The organism is Paenibacillus sp. FSL H7-0735 (genome assembly GCF_038008505.1).
Classification (GTDB): Bacteria; Bacillota; Bacilli; order Paenibacillales; family Paenibacillaceae; genus Paenibacillus_AQ; species Paenibacillus_AQ odorifer.
Genome location: NZ_JBBOZH010000001.1, coordinates 5,500,047 through 5,518,901, shown reverse-complemented (window position 1 = coordinate 5,518,901; position 18,855 = coordinate 5,500,047). Strand labels below are relative to the sequence as shown.

Below are 18,855 nucleotides of genomic sequence, written 5' to 3'. Positions count from 1 at the left end.
ATATAATAGAAAGAGAACGGTTTCACAAACTAAAGACAAGCACCGGAGGGTTTGGTAAAATAGGGGAGACCAATCAAAAGGGAAGGTGGGAAATCGTGCTGAAACGCAAAAATTATTGGCTGCTTTTTGCAATTTTACTACTATCGCTGACAAGCCTGTCGCCCAGTATGGAATTGAGTACCAGTAACGATCCACGTCCTATGAAAAGACCGCAAAGTCAGTCGACCAATCCCTCTTCCGGAGATGAGGGAACTATAGATAGCTTACATATAAGAGTATCGTTAAATAGCGAAGAATTTAGTGAACTGGAGCTCCTTAGCAACCGTTATACCTTAGAAAGTGGAGTAAAGGTTATTTTAAGCAATGTGGATATTGAGGATGCCGATGAGGTATTGAAGCATGATTTAACGATCGGGGACAGCCCGGATATAGTCATGGCAGATGGACGAAGCATACTGGACTGGGCCACACGTGGATATTTATTGCCGATGGATGTGTATCAGAGCGTTCCGGGGAGTGCACCGTTAACACAGTTGATCCCCTTGATGCAGTGGAATGGATATAATTGGGGAGTCCCGTTAGATATAGATCCTTACGTGCTCGTTTATTCCCCACAACGGCTGGCGGAGCTGGGTTTTAATGCATTACCCAAAAGCCTCGAAGAGTGGAATATCCTGCTTCAGAATGTGCTTAAAGAGCAAGGAAAATATTTACTCGCGATGGATACCCGTAATCCTTATGGATTGTCAGCGGTAATGGAGAGCATGAATAGCAGCTTGTTAGCAGATAACCAAGAAGTGTTGAATTGGACTCAGAACGCCCGCAGTTATTTTTATCTCACCAGCCGCTACAATAAAGATGTCTGGGATATGCTACAAGGAGGTAGTGTCGCGGTTGCTTCTTTACCGTTATCCGAGTGGCAGAAGCATGGTAATTCATCCCTTGCTGCTGTTCCGGCGCTGACTGCCAATAACGGAGGTGGGTTTGAATCCTGTTACAGTCGATCTTTTGCCCTTCCAGCTCAATCTCAAAGTCCAAAGGAAGCTGTGAATTGGCTGACTTTTATCACCTCAGAGGATGCTCAGTTGGATTGGTTGGAGAATACGGGGAGCTTGCCGGCGCTTGATGTTCTTTATCGTTCGGAGCATGCTTTTAAATACAAACTTCCTTTCGATGTTGAGCTATTGCTGACAGAAGAAACCGCCCCGGAGGATGAGTCACAGGGCGGCTGGAGTAAGGTTGTTGAAGCTGTATCATTACTATTAACAGGGCAGATAGATGCGGAAGGCTACAAAGAATATCTAAAAGAAGGCCTAAAATGAAATGGAAAGCTTAACATGCAAGACGCCCTCTTGGCTATCTACTGCCGTGGCACGAAGGAAAGATACTATTTTTCCAGGATAAAAGCCTAAGTCAAATTCTTCTTCCAACGTTTTTCTTGTCGTGTCAGGCAATTCAAGACCATTAAATACAATATGATCGACTTGGAATATAAGGCCGTTGATCGGTTCTTCCTGAATGGTGTAGTGACCGGTCAGTGAAAGAGCTAGCGCTCCGCTTTTTCCAGTGGCAGTAATTGAACCGTCATTGAAATGAAAGGCGAAGTCTTTAAACAGCGAATTCTGTGATTGCAAAAATTCATTCAAATCCTCTTCCTTCAGGTTTAGCTCATAAGTCATTCCCTTTCGAGTCAGTACACCCTCTCGATTCTGAACAAACTGTGGTAGTTTATTCATTGCGGAGGATAACGCCTTGAAATATGTTTTTACCTCGTGCAGGCCGATATTCTCCCAATATAATGTGAATTCTTTAAGTAGAGTACTCATATTTTCAGGATCGCTGCTATTTTTAATCCCACCCTCAATTTCCTTGTTGAGCGCGTTTACCCGAACTTGCTGTTCCTCCAGAGCCGTGCGCAGCCGGGCGAGCTCTTCCGAGTTTCGCTTCGCAGTCTGAATGGTATCCTTCAAATCCTTATATTGTTCTTCATATTGTGAGAGAATATCGCGGTCATTCCCAATAATAATCTCATAATAATCGAACAGAGCCAGGAATCTGCTGATACTTTTTGCTGAAAAAAACGCGACCAGAAGATTATCTCTATCCCCCATATAATAAGAACGCACAACTGCACCTGCCCGTTCCTGTTGGTCCGCAATGGCTGTTTTTTTCTGGGTAGCTTGTCTGTTCAAGCTTTCTACCTTTTGTTCAAGCGCTTTTTGTTCGGCTGTAATCTTGATGATTTCACGTTCAATTTCTGCAGAAGACAAGGTCTGTTCAAGTAGTTTACGGGTTTCTTCATTATCTGGTATAGCAGAGTTGAAAAAATCACCGCTAGGATCGGCAGACAAGTACTTCACAGGTTGTAACGGAAACAAAGTACAGCAGAAGAGAATTAGTATGGTTGCAATCATGCGGCTTTGTAAATTGCGGGAGCGCACCACACCACCACCTTTTTTTGAAATGATATATGTATGTACTAATAATATGTTTAACCCTTCTAAAATAGCATACAAACAAAAAAACGGAAGTGATCCTTATAAGATAAGGACCTCATCCGCTCCAAAAGAGTACTGCAATTTATAGTGGAAGACCCATTTGAAAGATCGTCCAATAACTAAATCCGGTGAAAGTCAGAATCATGTATGCCCAGAAGAGAAGAACATAAGTTTTTTCAGTAAATTTCATATAGCCAAGTATTACGAAAAATGCTGTTTGCAAAAAGAAAAGCAAGGCCATTTCTGTTAGACCTCCGGCGAAAGCCATCAATCCAATAGCTAATGTGAAAAAACCTAATACCCGAAACATGCGGTCCAAGAGAGAGTCCCCCTTCCAGTATGTATCTCACGAATATTCCTTCGATTTATTATACCCTCAACATAATTATGTGTAAACGAATTCATTGAAAAAAATGCACTAATCTTCAAAAAATGTGATTTTTATAATTGACCTGAGTGATTAGCGCTTTAAAAAAGAGAATTTATAGTTTTATGCGTATGATGTACGCAGATAATGGAAATACAAATTAGTATCAAATAGATTCTATGAACTCTATGAGAAGCATAGAAATGGAGTAAGCAGCTTTTATCCCTATTCACTACCCGGCAGAACTGCCGGTTATGGAGATGGTTATTTCATGACGTTGTTAGGAGGTTTGGCTTTATGACAGCCGTTAGACAGGACGCTTGGAGTGCAGAAGATGATCTAATATTGGCAGAAGTAACTTTGCGACACATTCGGGAGGGCAGCACACAGCTTGCCGCTTTTGAAGAGGTGGGTGAAAAAATCGGCAGAACTTCGGCCGCTTGCGGATTCCGCTGGAACAGTTGTGTTCGGAAAAGTTATGAAGGTGCAATCGGTATTGCTAAAGGGCAGCGTCAAAAGCGTAGCTACCTGAAAAAGCAGCCGTCAGTAAGAGGAGCGCAAGTAGCTGGTCTGATTCTGGGTGATGTCGATGAGGAATTTGGGCGCGGTGAGGGATTAAGTGAAAACACATTATCCATTGATGCGGTCATTCGTTTCTTAAGACAATGGAAGGGTACGATCCAGGAAGCAGGACGTCAGCTGAAAATGCTGGAAAGAGATCTGCGCGAGAAGGAAGATGAATTAACAGAATTACGATCTGAGAATGAGCGGTTGTCTAAAGAGGTTAATCTTGCTCAAAGCGACTACCGGGTAGTCAACGATGATTACAAAGCTTTAATTCAGATTATGGATCGTGCTCGCAGGCTTGCTTTCTTAAATGAAGAAGAAGAAGAAATGAAGACTCGTTTCAAAATGGATGGTAACGGAAATTTAGAACGCATTGAATAAACGATAGGTTAACTAACAATCCCGCAAGTGGTCTGCTTTTTAAGCACCACTTGCGGGGTTTTTGGTATACTTAGAAAAATTGTGCTTAAGATCAGCAGGAGGGTTATATGAAAATTGATATAATTGGTGCAGGTTCACTCGGGCTGCTGCTGGCAGGGAGATTGATCCAAGCCGGGAATGATGTGAGACTGTGGTGCCGAGGGGTAGAACAATGCCAACGATTAGGGCGTGATGGCTTAACGGTTACCTACGAGGATGAACGCGAGCCGATAACAATTTCGGAAGATCAGTTTGTATCCGCGCCAATAGGGGAGTTCGCTGGTGCTTATCTAGAAGAGCCGAGTGATTGGATCGTGGTGACGGTTAAACAGAATACTCTACATAATGATTTGCCTGAATTTCTATCCCTACTTAAGGAAGAGCAAGTACATATGATATGTTTTCAGAATGGTACAGGACATATGGAGATGTTGGGGGGCTTGTTGCCGGACGCCAATTTATATGTAGCTGTGACTACGGAGGCTGCGAAGCGCAAATCATTAACTGAGGTCATTCATGCAGGAGCAGGGGAGGTGTGGATAGGAAAATGGAGCTCAGGGGATGGACAAGCTCATAGCATACATAATGATTTAAAAGCGAATAATTTAATAGAAGTTCTCATAATGGCAGGATTCGCAGCCTTTTTGTCGAATGAAGTGGATACCATGATTTACCGGAAGCTCTTGATCAATGCCGTTATTAATCCACTCACGGCGATTTGGCGTATTCCAAATGGGAAGCTGCTGTCTTCAGAGCAACGCCTCCAATTAATGAAGGAAGTTTTTGAAGAAGCAACAATGGTGTATGATTTCTGTGAAATTACTTATGATAAGGATGCTTGGGATAACATCCTTCAGGTGTGCCGGTTAACGTCTGGCAATATTTCATCTATGCTGGCAGATGTACTTGCTTCAAGAACCACAGAAATTCGTTGGATCAATGGAAGTCTTGTAGAAATGGCAGAACGATCTGGAGTGTCGGCACCATTAAATCGCTGGCTCTGCCAATTAGTAGAAGGTATTGGGGTATGATCTCTGGGGAGAGGTGAAGCTATGGGACTGCTGATGGATTCGGTTATTACTTTAAGCGTTATTCCGATTGTGCCGTTTTTGATTGTTTTTTTCATTGGAAAAGGCTTAAAAAAAGATAAAAAGAAAACTTTTATGCTCGCTATGGACGTGACCACATTTTTTTTATTATTGTCGGTCTCCGCATTGTTTAATAACATCTTTAATTCCGGTTTTGGGTTTTACCTTATACTAATTATTGTATTAATATCCGCTGGACTGATTGGCGGAGCTCAAAATCGGATGAAAGGAAAGGTAGATGGGAAGCGGTTATTTCGGGCAGTTTGGAGACTTTCGTTCTTTTTTATGAGCGTCGGATATTTATTATTTATGTTTGTTGGGCTAATTACCTACATATCACAAGCGATGTAACGTTCCACTGCTTCGGTGAAGCGTCAACGTCACAAAAGTTTAAAGTTTTAAAAAAAAAATATTTTCTGAAAACATTGCACTAGATTTTTTTGACCACTGGTTGTATAATCATAAACCATATACCACATTCTATTTAGGGGGAACTGCTAGATGAAGAAGAGTAAAAGTCTATTGCTAATGATTGCATTAGTACTTGTTATCGGCACAGTGCTTGCTGGCTGCGGCGGAAACAATGCAAACAGCGGCAATAAAGGTAACAATGCTAACACTGGTAACACGGCAACTGGTAATGCAGCTACAGAAGAAAAATTGGCTGCTGACCAAACATTGAGAATTAACCTTAGTTCTGAGCCTCCAACATTTGACCCAGGATTGGCGCAAGATAGCCAAGCTAACACTGTCCTGAAAACAATGTACGAAGGTTTGACTCGCATGAATGATGAAACAGGTCAAGCTGAACCAGGTGTTGCTGAAAGCTGGGAAGTTTCCGCTGACGGTCTGGTATATACTTTCAAACTCCGTGATTCACAATGGAGTAACGGCGATCCTGTAACAACAGAAGATTTCGTTCGCGCTTGGAAACGCGTGCTCGATCCTGCTGCTGCATCTGCTGCGCCTTACGCTTATCAATTGTACTACATCAAAAATGCTGAAAAGTACTACAACAAGGAAATTACTGATTTCAGTCAAGTAGGTGTCAAAGCGATTGATGAGAAAACTCTTGAAGTTACTCTTGAATCCTCCACTCCTTACTTCCTTGGATTGCTTTCCTTCTACACTTATTACCCTGTACACAAATCCATTGAGAGTAATCCTAAATGGGCAACAAGCAAAGATTCTATGATCGTTAACGGTGCTTTCACTCTTACTGAGTGGACTACTGGTCAAACTCTTGTTGTAACTAAAAACGATAAATACTGGGATAAAGATTCCATTAAACTTAGCGCTATCGATTTCTCCCTTGTAAACAGCGGTGCAACTGAACTGCTCAGCTACAAGAACGGTGAATATGATCGTGCGGGCGGACCAACTGGTGAAATTCCATCAGAACAAATTCCAATCGTACAAAAAGAACTTCCTAACGAATTCAGCCGTAAAGGTATTGCTTCCGTATACTACTACGAATTCAATATCACTGAAAAACCATTCACAAACGCTAAAATCCGTAAAGCTCTTGCAATGGCGCTTAACCGCCAAGCTTTGATTGACAATGTAGTTCAAGGTGGACAATTCCCAGCATTCGGTTTTGTACCTCCAGGTATCGCTGGTGCTGATGGTGAATACCGTACAGCAGTTAAAGATAGCTACTTCACTGAAGATCTAGAACAAGCTAAAACATTGCTTGCTGAAGGTCTGAAAGAAGAAGGTATGGATAAACTGCCTACATTCTCCCTGACTTACAACACAAGTGAAGGTCACAAGAAAATCGCTTTGGCGATTGCTGATATGTGGAAAAACAATCTTGGTATCGACGTACAAACCGTTAACCAAGAGTGGGCTGTATTTATTGAAAACCGTCAAAACCTGAACTACCAAGTTGCTCGTGCTGGTTGGACTGCGGATTACAATGATCCAATGACTTTCCTTGATATGTGGGTAACAGGTGGCGGTAACAATGATACTGGTTACGCTAACCCTGAGTATGACAAATTGATCAGCGAAGCTAAAACAAGTACTGACTTGGCAGTACGTCAAGAAAAGTTTGCTGCAGCTGAAAAATTGCTCATCGAGCAAGATATGGTTCTGATTCCTTTGTACTACTACACTAACAACTCCCTGACTAAAGAGTACCTTAAAGGTGTTACTCTTGACTTTAGTGGTGCAATTGACTTGACTCGCGGATACTTGCTTGAGCACTAAGATATTGCTTTAGTAATTACAACAGAATAGTTAGTTGACTGAAGTTGCAGAATACTTCGGGATATATATGTGGAATTCCATATATATCCCTTTTTTTTGTACTCCTGTCTATTTGTTAATTAATGTTATTAATAACATATATAGAAAATAGACAAAAATCCGTTTTTTTCATAAAATCATTATTATGTGTATCAAAAATTGTCGGAGGAGGTGTGATGGGGATGGTTCGTTATGTCGCAAATAAGTTTTTCTATATGTTGGTTTCTCTATTTGTATTGATTTCAGCTACCTTTTTCTTGATGAAAGCTATTCCGGGGGATCCGTTTACTTCTGAAAAGAAGGTACCGCCAGAAATTAAAGCACGTCTGATGGAACAATATGGTCTGGACAAGCCGCTCTCTCATCAGTATTTTAAGTATTTAGGTGATATTATCCAAGGTGACCTAGGTGTCTCAATGAAACGCCTAAATCAAGATGTATCACATTTGATCAGTCAAACCTTTTCAGCGTCGCTGAAGCTGGGACTCGTCGCAATCGTTGTGGCGGTTATTGTCGGAGTATTTCTCGGCATGTTGGCGGCACTCTATCACAGAAAGTTTATTGACAGCGCAGCTATGGTGCTGGCAGTTCTGGGGATTGCGGTTCCGAGCTTTGTAGTCGCGTCATTACTGCAGTACGTATTTGCTTTCAAACTGGGTTGGGTACCGGTTTCAGGTTTTAAAGGGCCAATCTATTATTTCTTACCCGTGGCCGCGCTCTCGGCACAGCCGATCGCCTTTATCGCCCGCTTGACCCGTTCAAGCATGCTTGAAGTTTTGAATGCGGATTATATCAAAACGGCTAAAGCAAAGGGATTGAGCTGGATGGCTATTCTGAGCCGTCATGTACTTCGTAACGGAATTCTACCTGTTGTTACTTATATGGGTCCAATGACAGCTAACATCGTAACTGGTTCGGTTGTTATCGAGCAGATCTTTGGTGTTGGGGGTATTGGTAAACAGTTCGTGGAAGCGATTGGTGTCCGTGACTATACCGTTATTATGGGGATAACCATTTTCTATGGTGTATTACTCATGGTTGCCCGCTTTATTACTGATATTGCTTATGTATTGATTGACCCACGTATGAAATTAAGTGGAGGAAAGGAGGGCTAAAGAGTGGCTACTGAAAATAACTTGCTAAATCTAAAACCGGAAGATTTTCAAAAAGTCGGTGTGGATGAAAAAGAAGCCGAAGTTATCCAGCGTGAGAGTCTCTCTGCTTGGAAAGACTCTTGGCAACGGTTGCGTCAAAATAAAATGGCGATGACTGCGCTCGGTATCCTGGGTTTGATTGTACTTGCAGCGATTTTTGCACCTTTTATCTCGAAATATAACTATTATTCTAATGATTTGATGAGCACCAACAAGCCCCCTTCCTCCGATCACTGGTTTGGAACGGATGATCTTGGTCGTGATATCTTTGTTCGTACTTGGTACGGTGCACGGATCTCCTTGATCGTTGGTCTTGCTGCGGCAGCCATCGACTTGTTCATCGGTGTTATCTACGGAGGCATTATGGGCTTCTTCGGCGGCCGTGTAGATAATATTATGAATAAATTCTCTGAAATTTTGTATTCTATTCCATATTTGCTGGTTGTAATCTTGCTCTTGGTCGTTCTTGAGCCAAGTCTTGGAACAATCATCCTAGCTCTAACCATTACAGGCTGGATTACGATGTCGTGGATTGTGCGTGGAGAAATTATGCAGCTCAAGAATCGCGAATTCGTATTGGCGTCCCGTTCCATGGGTGCTGGTTCTGCGAGACTGTTGTTCAAGCACCTTCTGCCGAACGCGGTTGGTCCGATTATCGTAACCATTACACTGTCTGTACCAAATGCTATCTTTGCTGAGGCCTTCCTAAGCTTCTTGGGTCTTGGTGTACAAGCTCCTGTTGCTTCACTTGGATCGATGATCAATGACTCACTCACCGGCTGGCTGTACTATCCATGGCGCTTCTTGTTCCCTGCGATCCTAATCAGCTTAACAATGCTTTCTTTCAACATTTTCGGTGATGGTCTTCGTGACGCGCTTGATCCTAAGCTGAAGAAATAGGAGGAATATGGATGGAACCTATTTTACAAGTCAAAGATTTGCATATTTCCTTTTTTGTTAAGGGCGGAGAAGTACAAGCTGTCCGTGGTATGAATTTTGAAATTGGCAAAGGCGAAACGGTTGCCATCGTCGGCGAGTCCGGCAGCGGTAAGAGTGTAACTGCTCAATCGATTATGCGTTTGATCCCTTCTCCACCTTCTAAAGTGAAAAAGGGAGAAATTATTTTTCAAGGACAGAATCTGCTAGACAAAAGCATGAAAGAAATGGAATCTATTCGCGGTAAAGATATTGGCATGATTTTTCAAGACCCGATGACTTCTCTGAACCCAACCATCAAAGTGGGCAAACAGATCACTGAAGTTTTGATTAAACATCAGAAAATGTCAGCGGCCGAAGCGAAAAAGCAAGGTATGGAGATGTTGAAATTAGTAGGCATCAAAAATGCGGAGGCTCGCTTTAACCAATATCCCCACGAATTCTCAGGCGGTATGCGCCAGCGTGTAATGATCGCAATCGCGTTAGCTTGCCGTCCGGCTTTGCTGATAGCGGATGAGCCTACAACGGCTCTAGATGTAACCATTCAGGCGCAGATCATGGAAGTTATGAGAGAGATGCAGCAAAAACTAGGTACCTCCATTATTCTGATTACACATGATCTCGGCGTAGTTGCTGGCATGTGTGATCGGGTGATTGTAATGTATGCAGGTGAGGTTGTGGAGACCGGAACAAGATGGGAAATCTTTAAAAATCCACAACATCCATACACCAAAGGTCTGCTGCGCTCAATGCCGCGTCTGGACCAAAAGAAAGGCGAGCCGCTTATTCCGATCATCGGCACACCGCCAGATCTGATCAAGCCGCCGATCGGCTGTCCGTTCACTGCTCGTTGCAATGAAGCGATGCATGTGTGCGAACAAATCGATCCCGGCGCCACAGAATTCAGCGAAACGCATATGGCGCGTTGCTGGAATCTGCATTCGATGGCCAAGGAGGTGCAGTACTCTTGAGTAAGAACCTAATAGAGGTAGAAGGTCTTAAGAAATATTTTAATGTAGGTAAAGGTAAGGTTCTTAAGGCTGTTGATAATATTAACTTCACGATCCGTGAGGGCGAGACACTTGGGATGGTAGGTGAGTCCGGTTGTGGTAAGACTACTGCTGGACGTACGATTCTTCGCTTGTATGAGCCAACTGCTGGAAGTGTGAAATATAATGGTACAGACATTTATAAATTACCTGGAAATCAAATGAAGGCTATGCGCCGTGACATGCAAATGATTTTCCAAGATCCGTACGCATCGCTTAACCCGCGGTTTACGGTTTCTGATATCATCGGCGAGGCACTGGACATTCACGGAATGGCTGGCAGCCGTGCAGAACGTAAGAAACGGATTGAAGAACTGCTGGATATGGTTGGTCTTAATCATGACCATGCAACCCGTTATCCGCATGAATTCTCCGGTGGACAACGTCAACGTATCGGGATTGCCCGTTCGTTAGCGGTTAATCCTAAGTTCATCGTTTGTGATGAGCCGATTTCCGCACTTGACGTATCCATTCAAGCTCAGGTCGTTAACTTGCTTAAAGAATTGCAAGATCGTCTGGGATTGACTTATCTTTTCATCGCGCATGATCTGTCCATGGTTAAACATATCAGTGATCGCGTAGCAGTTATGTACTTGGGTAAAATGGTTGAGTTGGCGGAAAGTGAAGAGCTATATGCAAATCCTATCCACCCTTATACTAAATCCCTATTGTCGGCTATTCCAGTTCCGGACCCGGAAATTGAAGTCAACAAAAAACGTATTCACTTGCATGATGAGCTTGGCAGCCCTATTTATTCTGCTAACGATAAGACCAATGACAGTGACTTTGAATTAGTAGAAGTATCTAAAGGCCACTTTGTCAGCAAAAAATTCGCATAATTTATACTTAGGTTTTCAAAGGCGGGAGCATTATGCTCTCGCCTCTTGTATGTATTTAGGATATTATTTAATGATTTTATAGTATAATTGAACAGTTGGCTGTACCTGTGTTGCTGATATCAAGACATGTTTTGCTTTGACGCGGCTCCTGACTTTGGATACAATCATAGAGAGTTTTTACGAACTTGGATTTACATATAACTGCTTAGTAGAACTGGAGGCACTAGCGAATGAATATTGTAACGGAACCGCTCAAGGGTGGATCTGCACTCTCGCGCGACTATATAGATCATTTTGAAAAGGTTAGTCATTTGTACGGTGGGGATTTCCGCAATAAAGAAAGTAGAAGTAGACGGGCCGATTGGCTAGATAGCAGAGAAAGCCTTCGTGCCGACCGGACTCAGATTGCTGGGTGTCTACGACAATATAATGAAAAGCATAATTCGCATGATGCGGTGATGGCTTCGCTGGCGCTCTTAGAGCAGCCGGGGACATTAGTGGTGACAGGTGGGCAGCAAAGCGGACTATTTACTGGACCCCTGTTAGTGGTATATAAAGCTGCAACTACCATTATGGCGGCAAAAGAAGCAGCTGAACAACTCGGCCGACCTGTAGTTCCTTTATTCTGGATTGCAGGTGAAGATCATGACTGGGATGAAGTGAATCATACGTATGTACTGAATCGTACGCAGGAGATTACTAAGATTAAGATAGAAAAGTCAGAAGAGAAACGCTCCTCAGTAAGTGATATTCGTGTAGAAGAGGAAAGCTGGCAGCAGGTAGTAGAACAGTTAGACGGTCTGCTTCAGGAAAGCGACTTTAAGCCGCAGATCATGGAATTCATTCGCACTTCTTCTTTTAGAGCTGATAGTATGACGGATGCATTTGCCAAGCTGATGGGTTCATTATTTGGTAAATTTGGTCTGATTCTGCTTGATTCTGCTGATCCCAACTTACGTAAGTTAGAACAGCCATTTTTCACTTCGCTAATTATGCAGAATGATGCACTGGAAACAGCGTATATGAATTCTGCTTCTGATATTGTGGGCGCTGGATATGAGCTTCAGGCTGATGTTACAGCTGGCAATGCCAACCTCTTTTATATTCATGAAGGTACACGGCTTCTGCTTCACAAGAAGGACGGAATCTTTACGGATCGCAAGGGTCAGGTATCCTTTACCCGTGATGAATTACTTGAGGAGGTGCAGGCACATCCGGAACGCTTTAGCAACAATGTGCTGACACGTCCACTTATGCAGGATTATGTGCTGCCTGTTCTGGCAACGGTGCTGGGTCAAGGTGAGATTGCTTACTGGGCCATTCCGCGCCGTGCGTTTGAGACCATTGGGGGAGAAATGCCGTTAATTATCCCTAGAATGTCTTTTACTGTCGTAGAAGGTACGCTGCACAAGCATATGGACAAATATCAACTTAGCTTTGAGGATGTAAGACAAGGACTGGATCATAAAAGACATGAATGGCTGGCCGCACAGGATGAGCTCGGGATTGAACGCCGTTTTGAAGAAACCAAAACCTCATTTGCCGCCATGTACGAACCGCTGATTGAGCAGCTTGGAACGGTTCAGGCCGGTCTGCTTAAGCTGGGGAATAACAATAAAGAGAAGATTCTAGATCAGATTACTTTTTTACAGGCGAAAGCCCAAGATGCAATGGCAAAACAGAACGAAGCTGCAATCCGGCAATGGGAGCGAATCGAGCTGTCATTAATGCCACTGGGTAAACTGCAGGAAAGAGTGTACAATATCATGTATTACTTGAACCGGTACGGGCTTGTTTGGCTGGATGAGCTAATGACGGTTGAACCGGATTACAGTGGAACACATCGCATCATTTATATGTAATGGAAGTATCGCTTTCCACAAAACTAAGCTTATGCTTACGAAGTGAGTTTTGTACGAAGTAGATCAATGTAGTAACGCTCACAAAACTTTTAGGAGGTTTCATAATGAGTTCATCTAAACAAAATAGTATCGTGGCTGATATGTCACTCGCACCGGAAGGGCATTTGAAAATCGACTGGGTTCGCCAGCATATGCCGGTACTGAACCGTATTCGTGAGCAGTTTGAAGCAGAACAGCCATTTAAAGGTCTGAAAGTATCGATCACATTGCATTTGGAAGCTAAAACCGCTTATTTGGCGAAGGTTGTCAAAGCTGGTGGTGCAGATGTAACCATTACAGGTTCGAATCCACTTTCTACACAGGATGATGTATGTGCAGCGCTTGTGGAGGATGGAATCACTGTATTTGCTAAATACAATCCGTCTCCTGAAGAATTTAAAGCCCTTAATATCAAGGCACTGGAGAGCAAACCGGACTTGATTATTGATGACGGTGGGGATTTTGCTACATTGCTGCATTCGGAGCGTCCTGATCTGATGGAGAATATTCGCGGGGGTGCTGAAGAAACAACTACCGGGATTATTCGTCTAAAAGCTCTGCAAAAGCAAGGCGTATTGAAGTTCCCAATGGTCGCGGTTAATGATGCCTACTGCAAATATTTGTTTGATAACCGTTATGGCACTGGCCAATCGGCTTGGGATGGAATTATTCGCACAACCAACCTTATCGTAGCGGGTAAAACAGTAGTTGTTGTCGGTTACGGCTGGTGTGGTAAAGGTGTTGCCATGCGCGCCAAAGGGCTTGGAGCAAAAGTGGTTGTCACAGAAGTTGATGCGATTAAAGCCGTTGAAGCACATATGGACGGTTTTGAAGTAATGCCAATGCTGGAAGCAGCTAAGGTTGGTGATTTCTTCGTTACAGTAACTGGTAACCGTTATGTAATTCGCGGTGAACATTATGATGTGATGAAGGATGGCGCAATCATGTGCAACGCGGGCCATTTCGACGTTGAAGTGAATAAGCCTGAGCTGTCGGAAAGATCCGTATCCCAACGTACCGTTCGCAAAAATATCGAAGAGTACCAGCTTCGTGACGGACGTAAATTATATCTGCTTGCCGAAGGCAGACTTGTAAATCTGGGTGCTGCTGATGGTCACCCTGCTGAAATTATGGATACAACCTTTGCGCTCCAGGCGCTGTCGCTGAAATATGTAAATGATAATTATAAGAGCATTGGCGTAAAAGTTGAAAATGTTCCTTATGAGCTGGATGAGCAAGTAGCACGTTATAAGCTGGAAAGTCTGGGCATTAACATCGATAGCCTGACTCCGGCGCAAGTGGATTATTTGGACAGCTGGAATTTGAACGATTAATAACTGAACGCATAACAATAAAGTGTATTAACCAGTGTACCTTGAACTGAAGCAACTTTTTTAACAAAGCCATGCAACGGACAAGATTCCGATTGTATGGCTTTTTTCTGTGGAGAAATGTTTTTCGGGAAACGAGCTATCTGATTTAGGAAAAATTTCCTTGGCCAGAAAAAGGTTTTTGATTTTTAATGGCGAATCTATTATGCTTAAGTGGTGAAAAGTGGGGTAAAGTGGGGATTCGGGGATTAGGGGTGGGAAAAAGGATGTTCATGGGAGAGTATCAACACAGCATTGACGACAAAGGCCGAATCATTATTCCGGCTAAACTCCGTGAATTGCTCGGAACCTCCTTCGTGACGACCCGCGGCCTAGACTCCTGCCTGTTTGTTTATCCCATGGAAGAATGGGCAATCATGGAACAAAAGCTTAAAAGCCTTTCGCTGATGAAATCAGATGCCCGCGCATTTAGCCGCTTTTTTTTCTCAGGTGCAACTGAATGTGTTTGGGATAAGCAGGGAAGGGTAAATCTGCCGGCTAATTTACGGCAGTATGCCAAACTGGACAAAGACTGTGTCATTCTGGGCGTTTCGAACCGGGTGGAAATCTGGAACAAAGAGCTTTGGGAACAGTACTTCGAACAGTCCGAGGAATCGTTCAACGAAATCGCTGAGAAATTGGTGGATTTCAATTTTGATCTATAAAACACAATAACGAATACTGTCCTGGAGGGATGCAGCTTGTTTCACCACATCACGGTGCTTAAGGAAGAAGCGACAGAAGGGCTGCACATCAAAAAAGACGGAATCTATGTAGATTGCACTCTCGGTGGAGCGGGACACAGCTCACTTATCGCTTCCAAGCTTAGCGGCGAAGGCCGTTTAATCTGTTTGGATCAAGATGATTGGGCTTTGGAGAACGCAAAAGAAAGATTAGCGGAATACGGAGACAAGGTTGTGACTATTAAGACTAACTTCCGTGATCTGGAGAGTGTACTTAAGGATGTGCCCTTTGTGCCACAAACAGATGGTATTCCCCAAGTAGATGGAGTGCTCTTTGATCTTGGCGTATCCTCTCCCCAGTTTGACGAAGGGGAACGAGGCTTTAGTTACAATCATGATGCTCCGCTGGACATGCGCATGGATCAGTCAGCACTTTTGACGGCTGCTGAAATTGTGAATACATGGTCCGAGCAGGAGATTGCCCGTGTTCTTTTCCAATATGGAGAAGAGAAATTCTCGCGGAGAATCGCTAGAAAAATTGTAGACAGAAGAGAAGAAGCTCCTATTGAGACAACAGGAGAATTAGCAGAACTGATCAAGGAAGGTATCCCGGCAGCTGCTCGAAGAACAGGAGGGCATCCCGCTAAACGTAGCTTTCAAGGATTAAGGATTGCTGTGAATGACGAATTGGGTGCTTTTGAAGAAGGGCTACATAGTGCAGTACGTTGCCTTGCACCAGGAGGCAGAGTATCCGTCATCACCTTTCATTCGCTCGAAGACCGAATTTGCAAGCAAATTTTTAGCAGCTATTTAAGCAGATGTACATGCCCGCCTGACTTTCCGTTTTGCGTATGCGGCGCGAAAGGCACGCTTAAGTTAATCAATCGTAAACCGCTTGTGCCTTCTGAAGAAGAGCTTGAGCTTAATACCCGAGCCCGCTCAGCTAAGCTGCGCATTGCAGAAAAATTGTAATTGACGATAAAGGAGAGTCAGAGATGGCCTATACCCGCGGCAATTTAGCAGTTCAGCCCAAAAGAAAAGAAGAGGTAAACCCCCTTTACCGCGAGAAGACAAAAGTAGTTACCAGACGAAGAGTACTTCCGCTGCAAGAGAAACTTTTGTATATGCTGACGCTAGGAGTATGCGTTCTGGTGGCGATCACCCTGATTTCACGTTACGTCCAAATTTATGATTTGAACTTGCAGGCTCAGAAATTAGATCAGGATATTGCAACAGCCAAGAAGCAGATTTCTACGTATCAGATGGAAAAGCAGAATCTAGAGCAGAAAGTCGCCCAAAAAGCACGGGATCTTGGTTATGTGTCTCCGGATGAGAATGCAACAATCTATATTCCGGCAAGCTCGGCAACGACTCCAGGTGATAATTAGTGAGCGATTGGCAAGATCGCAATAAAAAAAGTTGTGAGGTTCGCTTATGCTGAAAAGAATAAAACTTCGCACGCTGTTTATAGGAGGGTGTATTACCCTCTTTTTTCTTGTTTTGATCGTTAGAGTGTTCTGGATTCAAGTTATGCAAGGTGAGGAATGGCAGGAAAAGGCCGCCACACTTTGGGCACATACCTCAACTATCAAAGCGGAGCGAGGTACGATTTCTGACCGTAACGGGAGTGTGCTCGCTAGCGATGTCCCTGCTTATACCGTGGTGGTGAATCCTGAAGTGATTCAACAACAAGGCATCGGGGAAGAGGTCATCACAGGATTACACGAATTGCTAGGCAAACCAGAGGATGAGCTGCGTAAGCTGGTTGAAGCCAAGGACGAAAAGACGGGTGCTTACCTCAAGAACCGTGAAATACGTAATGAAGGCTGGAAGATTGATCAGGAGCTTGCCGATAAGGTGAAAGAATTTTATGTAGCCCTAGGTAAAGAACATAAAATTCAAGAGACCGGTATTGGGCTTGTTAGAGAGCAGAAACGATATTATCCAAAAGATGAATTAGCTGCACATATCTTAGGTTATACAGATAGGGACGGCAATGCTATCATGGGACTGGAAAAATACTTTGATACGGAGCTTAAGGGTGCCGATGGCAAGCTGCTTTATCAAAGTGACGGTCAAGGGGTAAAATTGCCGGATTCACAAGATACCTATAAGCCAGTAGTAAATGGAAGTAATTTCAAGCTTACAATCGATAGTACGATCCAGCATTATATAGAAGAGGCCATGCAAAAGGCGTATGCGCAATATAAGCCAAAAAGTATGAGTGTCATTGCTGCTGATCCGAACACGATGGAGATTTTGGGATTAGCCAATATGCCTACCTATAATCCAAATGAATTTTGGAAAACCGGGGCCGATGGGGCGGGATTCTATAATCATGCTATTAAATCTAAATACGAGCCTGGTTCCACCTTCAAAATTGTAACGCTTGCCGCCGCAGTAGAAGAGAAGCTTTTTGATCCTGTTGCGACATTTTTGTCCGGGTCCATCCGGATAAAGGGATATAGTAAGGCACTGCATGATATTAATCATGCTGGATGGGGGCAAATCAGTTTTCTTGAAGGTGTGAAACGTTCTAGTAACGTTCTATTTGTTAAGCTATATGAAATGCTCGGACAGGACAAGCTATTACAGTATATCAATGATTTTGGCTTCAATGAGAAAACGGGAATCGATCTGCCAGGAGAAGTAAGCGGGGTGGTTAACCCTAACCTTGGACGTCCTATAGAAATTGCGACACTCGCATATGGACACGGTAAAGTGCTAGTAACCCCACTTCAGCAGCTAGTTGCCGTATCTGCTATAGCTAATGGGGGGAAGTTGATGACTCCGTATGTAGTTAAGGAGGTCACAAACCCTAACACTGGTGAGACAAAGGTTACTCAGCCTAGTGTAGTGCGTCAGGTGATTGATGAGGAAAGCGCCAAGAAAACGGGTGAATATTTGGAGCAGGTTGTTGCTGACCAAGTAAAAGGAACAGGGCGTAACGCTTATATTGACGGCTATCGCGTGGCAGGAAAGACAGGAACGGCTATCAAGGTTGAAGGTAAGGATTATGTGAAATCCAAAGTACTTGTCTCCTTTATTGGTTATGCTCCTGTTGATGATCCAAAGATCGCTGTTATTGTCATTATTGACGAACCGAACGTTGAGGTTGGCGGCGGTAAGGCAGCTGCTCCAGTATTTAAAGAGATTGTATCCCAATCTCTGCAATACATGGGAGTACCTAAGCTGGCGTCTGAGGCTAGTGATAGCAGCAGCAAAAAGCCGGCTAAGACTGAAACAGTCGCACTTCGGACTACACCAGATCTAACAGACAAGACGATGAAGGAAGCAAGAGAAGCACTTTTGGATCAAGGCTTCGATTATGTAGTGGTCGGAGAAGGATCTGCTGTAGAGAGTCAATATCCTGAGGCAGGTACGAAGCTTGCTACAGGGCAACGGATCTATTTATTAAGTCCGCAGGGGGCTCAGCCTACCATTCCAGATTTAAAAGGGGAATCCCTGCGTGATGCACTTGAAATTCTAACTCTACTAAAAGTAGAGATTGCGGTAGACGGAGAAGGTTACGTCTCAGAACAGATTGTAGGAACGCAAAATGGCAAGACCTTGGTCACTTTGAAAATGAAGCCATTAAATGATTATGGCGAAGATATTCCCGTGGCCCCGCCTGCTGATGAGGGGACAGATTCCGAGAGCGGAACATAGCTTGTTCTAACCCCTGTTTGTCCCGAATAGTCATGAAGATAAGAGCTCATGTCTATTGTTGAAA

General features: G+C 43.6%; 17 protein-coding genes. 15 read left to right on the top strand and 2 right to left on the bottom strand.

All coding sequences use genetic code 11. The features are described 5' to 3' along the window. Nucleotides 1–95: 95 nt before the first annotated feature. Complete coding sequence (locus NSS82_RS25085; protein ID WP_036683707.1) at nucleotides 96–1,322, top strand: extracellular solute-binding protein; 1,227 nt, start codon at nucleotides 96–98, stop codon at nucleotides 1,320–1,322. Here NSS82_RS25085 and NSS82_RS25080 read toward each other — a convergent pair. Together NSS82_RS25080 and NSS82_RS25075 are read right to left on the bottom strand one after the other, a co-directional pair. Next, complete coding sequence (locus NSS82_RS25080; protein ID WP_235219499.1) at nucleotides 1,314–2,441, bottom strand: coiled-coil domain-containing protein; 1,128 nt, start codon at nucleotides 2,439–2,441, stop codon at nucleotides 1,314–1,316. The two genes, NSS82_RS25085 and NSS82_RS25080, sit on opposite strands and share 9 nt — an antisense overlap. A gap of 139 nt (nucleotides 2,442–2,580) precedes the next feature. Next, complete coding sequence (locus tag NSS82_RS25075) at nucleotides 2,581–2,817, bottom strand: DUF2626 family protein (RefSeq protein WP_036683705.1); 237 nt, start codon at nucleotides 2,815–2,817, stop codon at nucleotides 2,581–2,583. A 345-nt stretch (nucleotides 2,818–3,162) separates the two neighbouring features. On the opposite strand from NSS82_RS25075, the gene NSS82_RS25070 reads away from it, so the two are divergent. The 14 genes from NSS82_RS25070 (at nucleotide 3,163) to NSS82_RS25005 (ending at nucleotide 18,791) form a co-directional block, all read left to right on the top strand. Beyond that, the gene (locus tag NSS82_RS25070; RefSeq protein ID WP_036683702.1) at nucleotides 3,163–3,813 is read left to right on the top strand and encodes an RsfA family transcriptional regulator; all 651 of its coding nucleotides are present in this window, start codon (nucleotides 3,163–3,165) and stop codon (nucleotides 3,811–3,813) included. Nucleotides 3,814–3,920: 107 nt separating this feature from the next. Further along, complete coding sequence (locus tag NSS82_RS25065) at nucleotides 3,921–4,883, top strand: ketopantoate reductase family protein (protein ID WP_036683699.1); 963 nt, start codon at nucleotides 3,921–3,923, stop codon at nucleotides 4,881–4,883. 21 nt (nucleotides 4,884–4,904) lie between these two features. Then, nucleotides 4,905–5,291 (top strand): DUF3397 domain-containing protein, encoded by a 387-nt coding sequence (locus NSS82_RS25060; RefSeq protein WP_036683696.1) that lies wholly within the window; start codon nucleotides 4,905–4,907, stop codon nucleotides 5,289–5,291. Between the two features lie 150 nt (nucleotides 5,292–5,441). Continuing rightward, the gene (locus NSS82_RS25055; RefSeq protein ID WP_036683694.1) at nucleotides 5,442–7,151 is read left to right on the top strand and encodes a peptide ABC transporter substrate-binding protein; all 1,710 of its coding nucleotides are present in this window, start codon (nucleotides 5,442–5,444) and stop codon (nucleotides 7,149–7,151) included. 221 nt (nucleotides 7,152–7,372) lie between these two features. Beyond that, a complete protein-coding gene (locus NSS82_RS25050; RefSeq protein WP_036683691.1) occupies nucleotides 7,373–8,305 on the top strand; it encodes an ABC transporter permease in 933 nt (310 codons plus the stop codon). Nucleotides 8,306–8,308: 3 nt separating this feature from the next. Beyond that, complete coding sequence (locus NSS82_RS25045) at nucleotides 8,309–9,244, top strand: ABC transporter permease (protein WP_036683689.1); 936 nt, start codon at nucleotides 8,309–8,311, stop codon at nucleotides 9,242–9,244. A gap of 11 nt (nucleotides 9,245–9,255) precedes the next feature. Further along, a complete protein-coding gene (locus tag NSS82_RS25040; RefSeq protein ID WP_036683686.1) occupies nucleotides 9,256–10,251 on the top strand; it encodes an ABC transporter ATP-binding protein in 996 nt (331 codons plus the stop codon). Then, entirely contained in the window at nucleotides 10,248–11,168 is a 921-nt protein-coding gene (locus NSS82_RS25035) for an ABC transporter ATP-binding protein (RefSeq protein ID WP_036683682.1), read from the top strand. Before NSS82_RS25040 ends, NSS82_RS25035 begins: the two co-directional genes overlap by 4 nt. Before the next feature lie 230 nt (nucleotides 11,169–11,398). Continuing rightward, complete coding sequence (gene bshC / locus NSS82_RS25030) at nucleotides 11,399–13,030, top strand: bacillithiol biosynthesis cysteine-adding enzyme BshC (protein ID WP_038572869.1); 1,632 nt, start codon at nucleotides 11,399–11,401, stop codon at nucleotides 13,028–13,030. 101 nt (nucleotides 13,031–13,131) lie between these two features. Continuing rightward, the gene (locus NSS82_RS25025; RefSeq protein WP_170914265.1) at nucleotides 13,132–14,403 is read left to right on the top strand and encodes an adenosylhomocysteinase; all 1,272 of its coding nucleotides are present in this window, start codon (nucleotides 13,132–13,134) and stop codon (nucleotides 14,401–14,403) included. Between the two features lie 263 nt (nucleotides 14,404–14,666). Continuing rightward, nucleotides 14,667–15,104, top strand: a complete 438-nt coding sequence (gene mraZ, locus NSS82_RS25020; RefSeq protein ID WP_036683674.1) for a division/cell wall cluster transcriptional repressor MraZ — start codon at nucleotides 14,667–14,669, stop codon at nucleotides 15,102–15,104. A gap of 36 nt (nucleotides 15,105–15,140) precedes the next feature. Next, a complete protein-coding gene (rsmH, locus tag NSS82_RS25015; RefSeq protein ID WP_036683671.1) occupies nucleotides 15,141–16,094 on the top strand; it encodes a 16S rRNA (cytosine(1402)-N(4))-methyltransferase RsmH in 954 nt (317 codons plus the stop codon). Between the two features lie 23 nt (nucleotides 16,095–16,117). Beyond that, a complete protein-coding gene (locus tag NSS82_RS25010; RefSeq protein WP_036683668.1) occupies nucleotides 16,118–16,510 on the top strand; it encodes a septum formation initiator family protein in 393 nt (130 codons plus the stop codon). 46 nt (nucleotides 16,511–16,556) lie between these two features. Then, the gene (locus NSS82_RS25005; RefSeq protein ID WP_076103782.1) at nucleotides 16,557–18,791 is read left to right on the top strand and encodes a penicillin-binding transpeptidase domain-containing protein; all 2,235 of its coding nucleotides are present in this window, start codon (nucleotides 16,557–16,559) and stop codon (nucleotides 18,789–18,791) included. Nucleotides 18,792–18,855: the final 64 nt, after the last annotated feature.

What these genes read in the sequence shown, in the direction of transcription:
- NSS82_RS25070 (WP_036683702.1), top strand. Translation starts at nt 3,163, where the DNA reads ATGACAGCCGTTAGACAGGACGCTTGGAGTGCAGAAGATGATCTAATA.
- NSS82_RS25065 (WP_036683699.1), top strand. Translation starts at nt 3,921, where the DNA reads ATGAAAATTGATATAATTGGTGCAGGTTCACTCGGGCTGCTGCTGGCA.
- NSS82_RS25060 (WP_036683696.1), top strand. Translation starts at nt 4,905, where the DNA reads ATGGGACTGCTGATGGATTCGGTTATTACTTTAAGCGTTATTCCGATT.
- NSS82_RS25055 (WP_036683694.1), top strand. Translation starts at nt 5,442, where the DNA reads ATGAAGAAGAGTAAAAGTCTATTGCTAATGATTGCATTAGTACTTGTT.
- NSS82_RS25050 (WP_036683691.1), top strand. Translation starts at nt 7,373, where the DNA reads ATGGTTCGTTATGTCGCAAATAAGTTTTTCTATATGTTGGTTTCTCTA.
- NSS82_RS25040 (WP_036683686.1), top strand. Translation starts at nt 9,256, where the DNA reads ATGGAACCTATTTTACAAGTCAAAGATTTGCATATTTCCTTTTTTGTT.
- bshC (WP_038572869.1), top strand. Translation starts at nt 11,399, where the DNA reads ATGAATATTGTAACGGAACCGCTCAAGGGTGGATCTGCACTCTCGCGC.
- mraZ (WP_036683674.1), top strand. Translation starts at nt 14,667, where the DNA reads ATGTTCATGGGAGAGTATCAACACAGCATTGACGACAAAGGCCGAATC.
- NSS82_RS25010 (WP_036683668.1), top strand. Translation starts at nt 16,118, where the DNA reads ATGGCCTATACCCGCGGCAATTTAGCAGTTCAGCCCAAAAGAAAAGAA.
- NSS82_RS25005 (WP_076103782.1), top strand. Translation starts at nt 16,557, where the DNA reads ATGCTGAAAAGAATAAAACTTCGCACGCTGTTTATAGGAGGGTGTATT.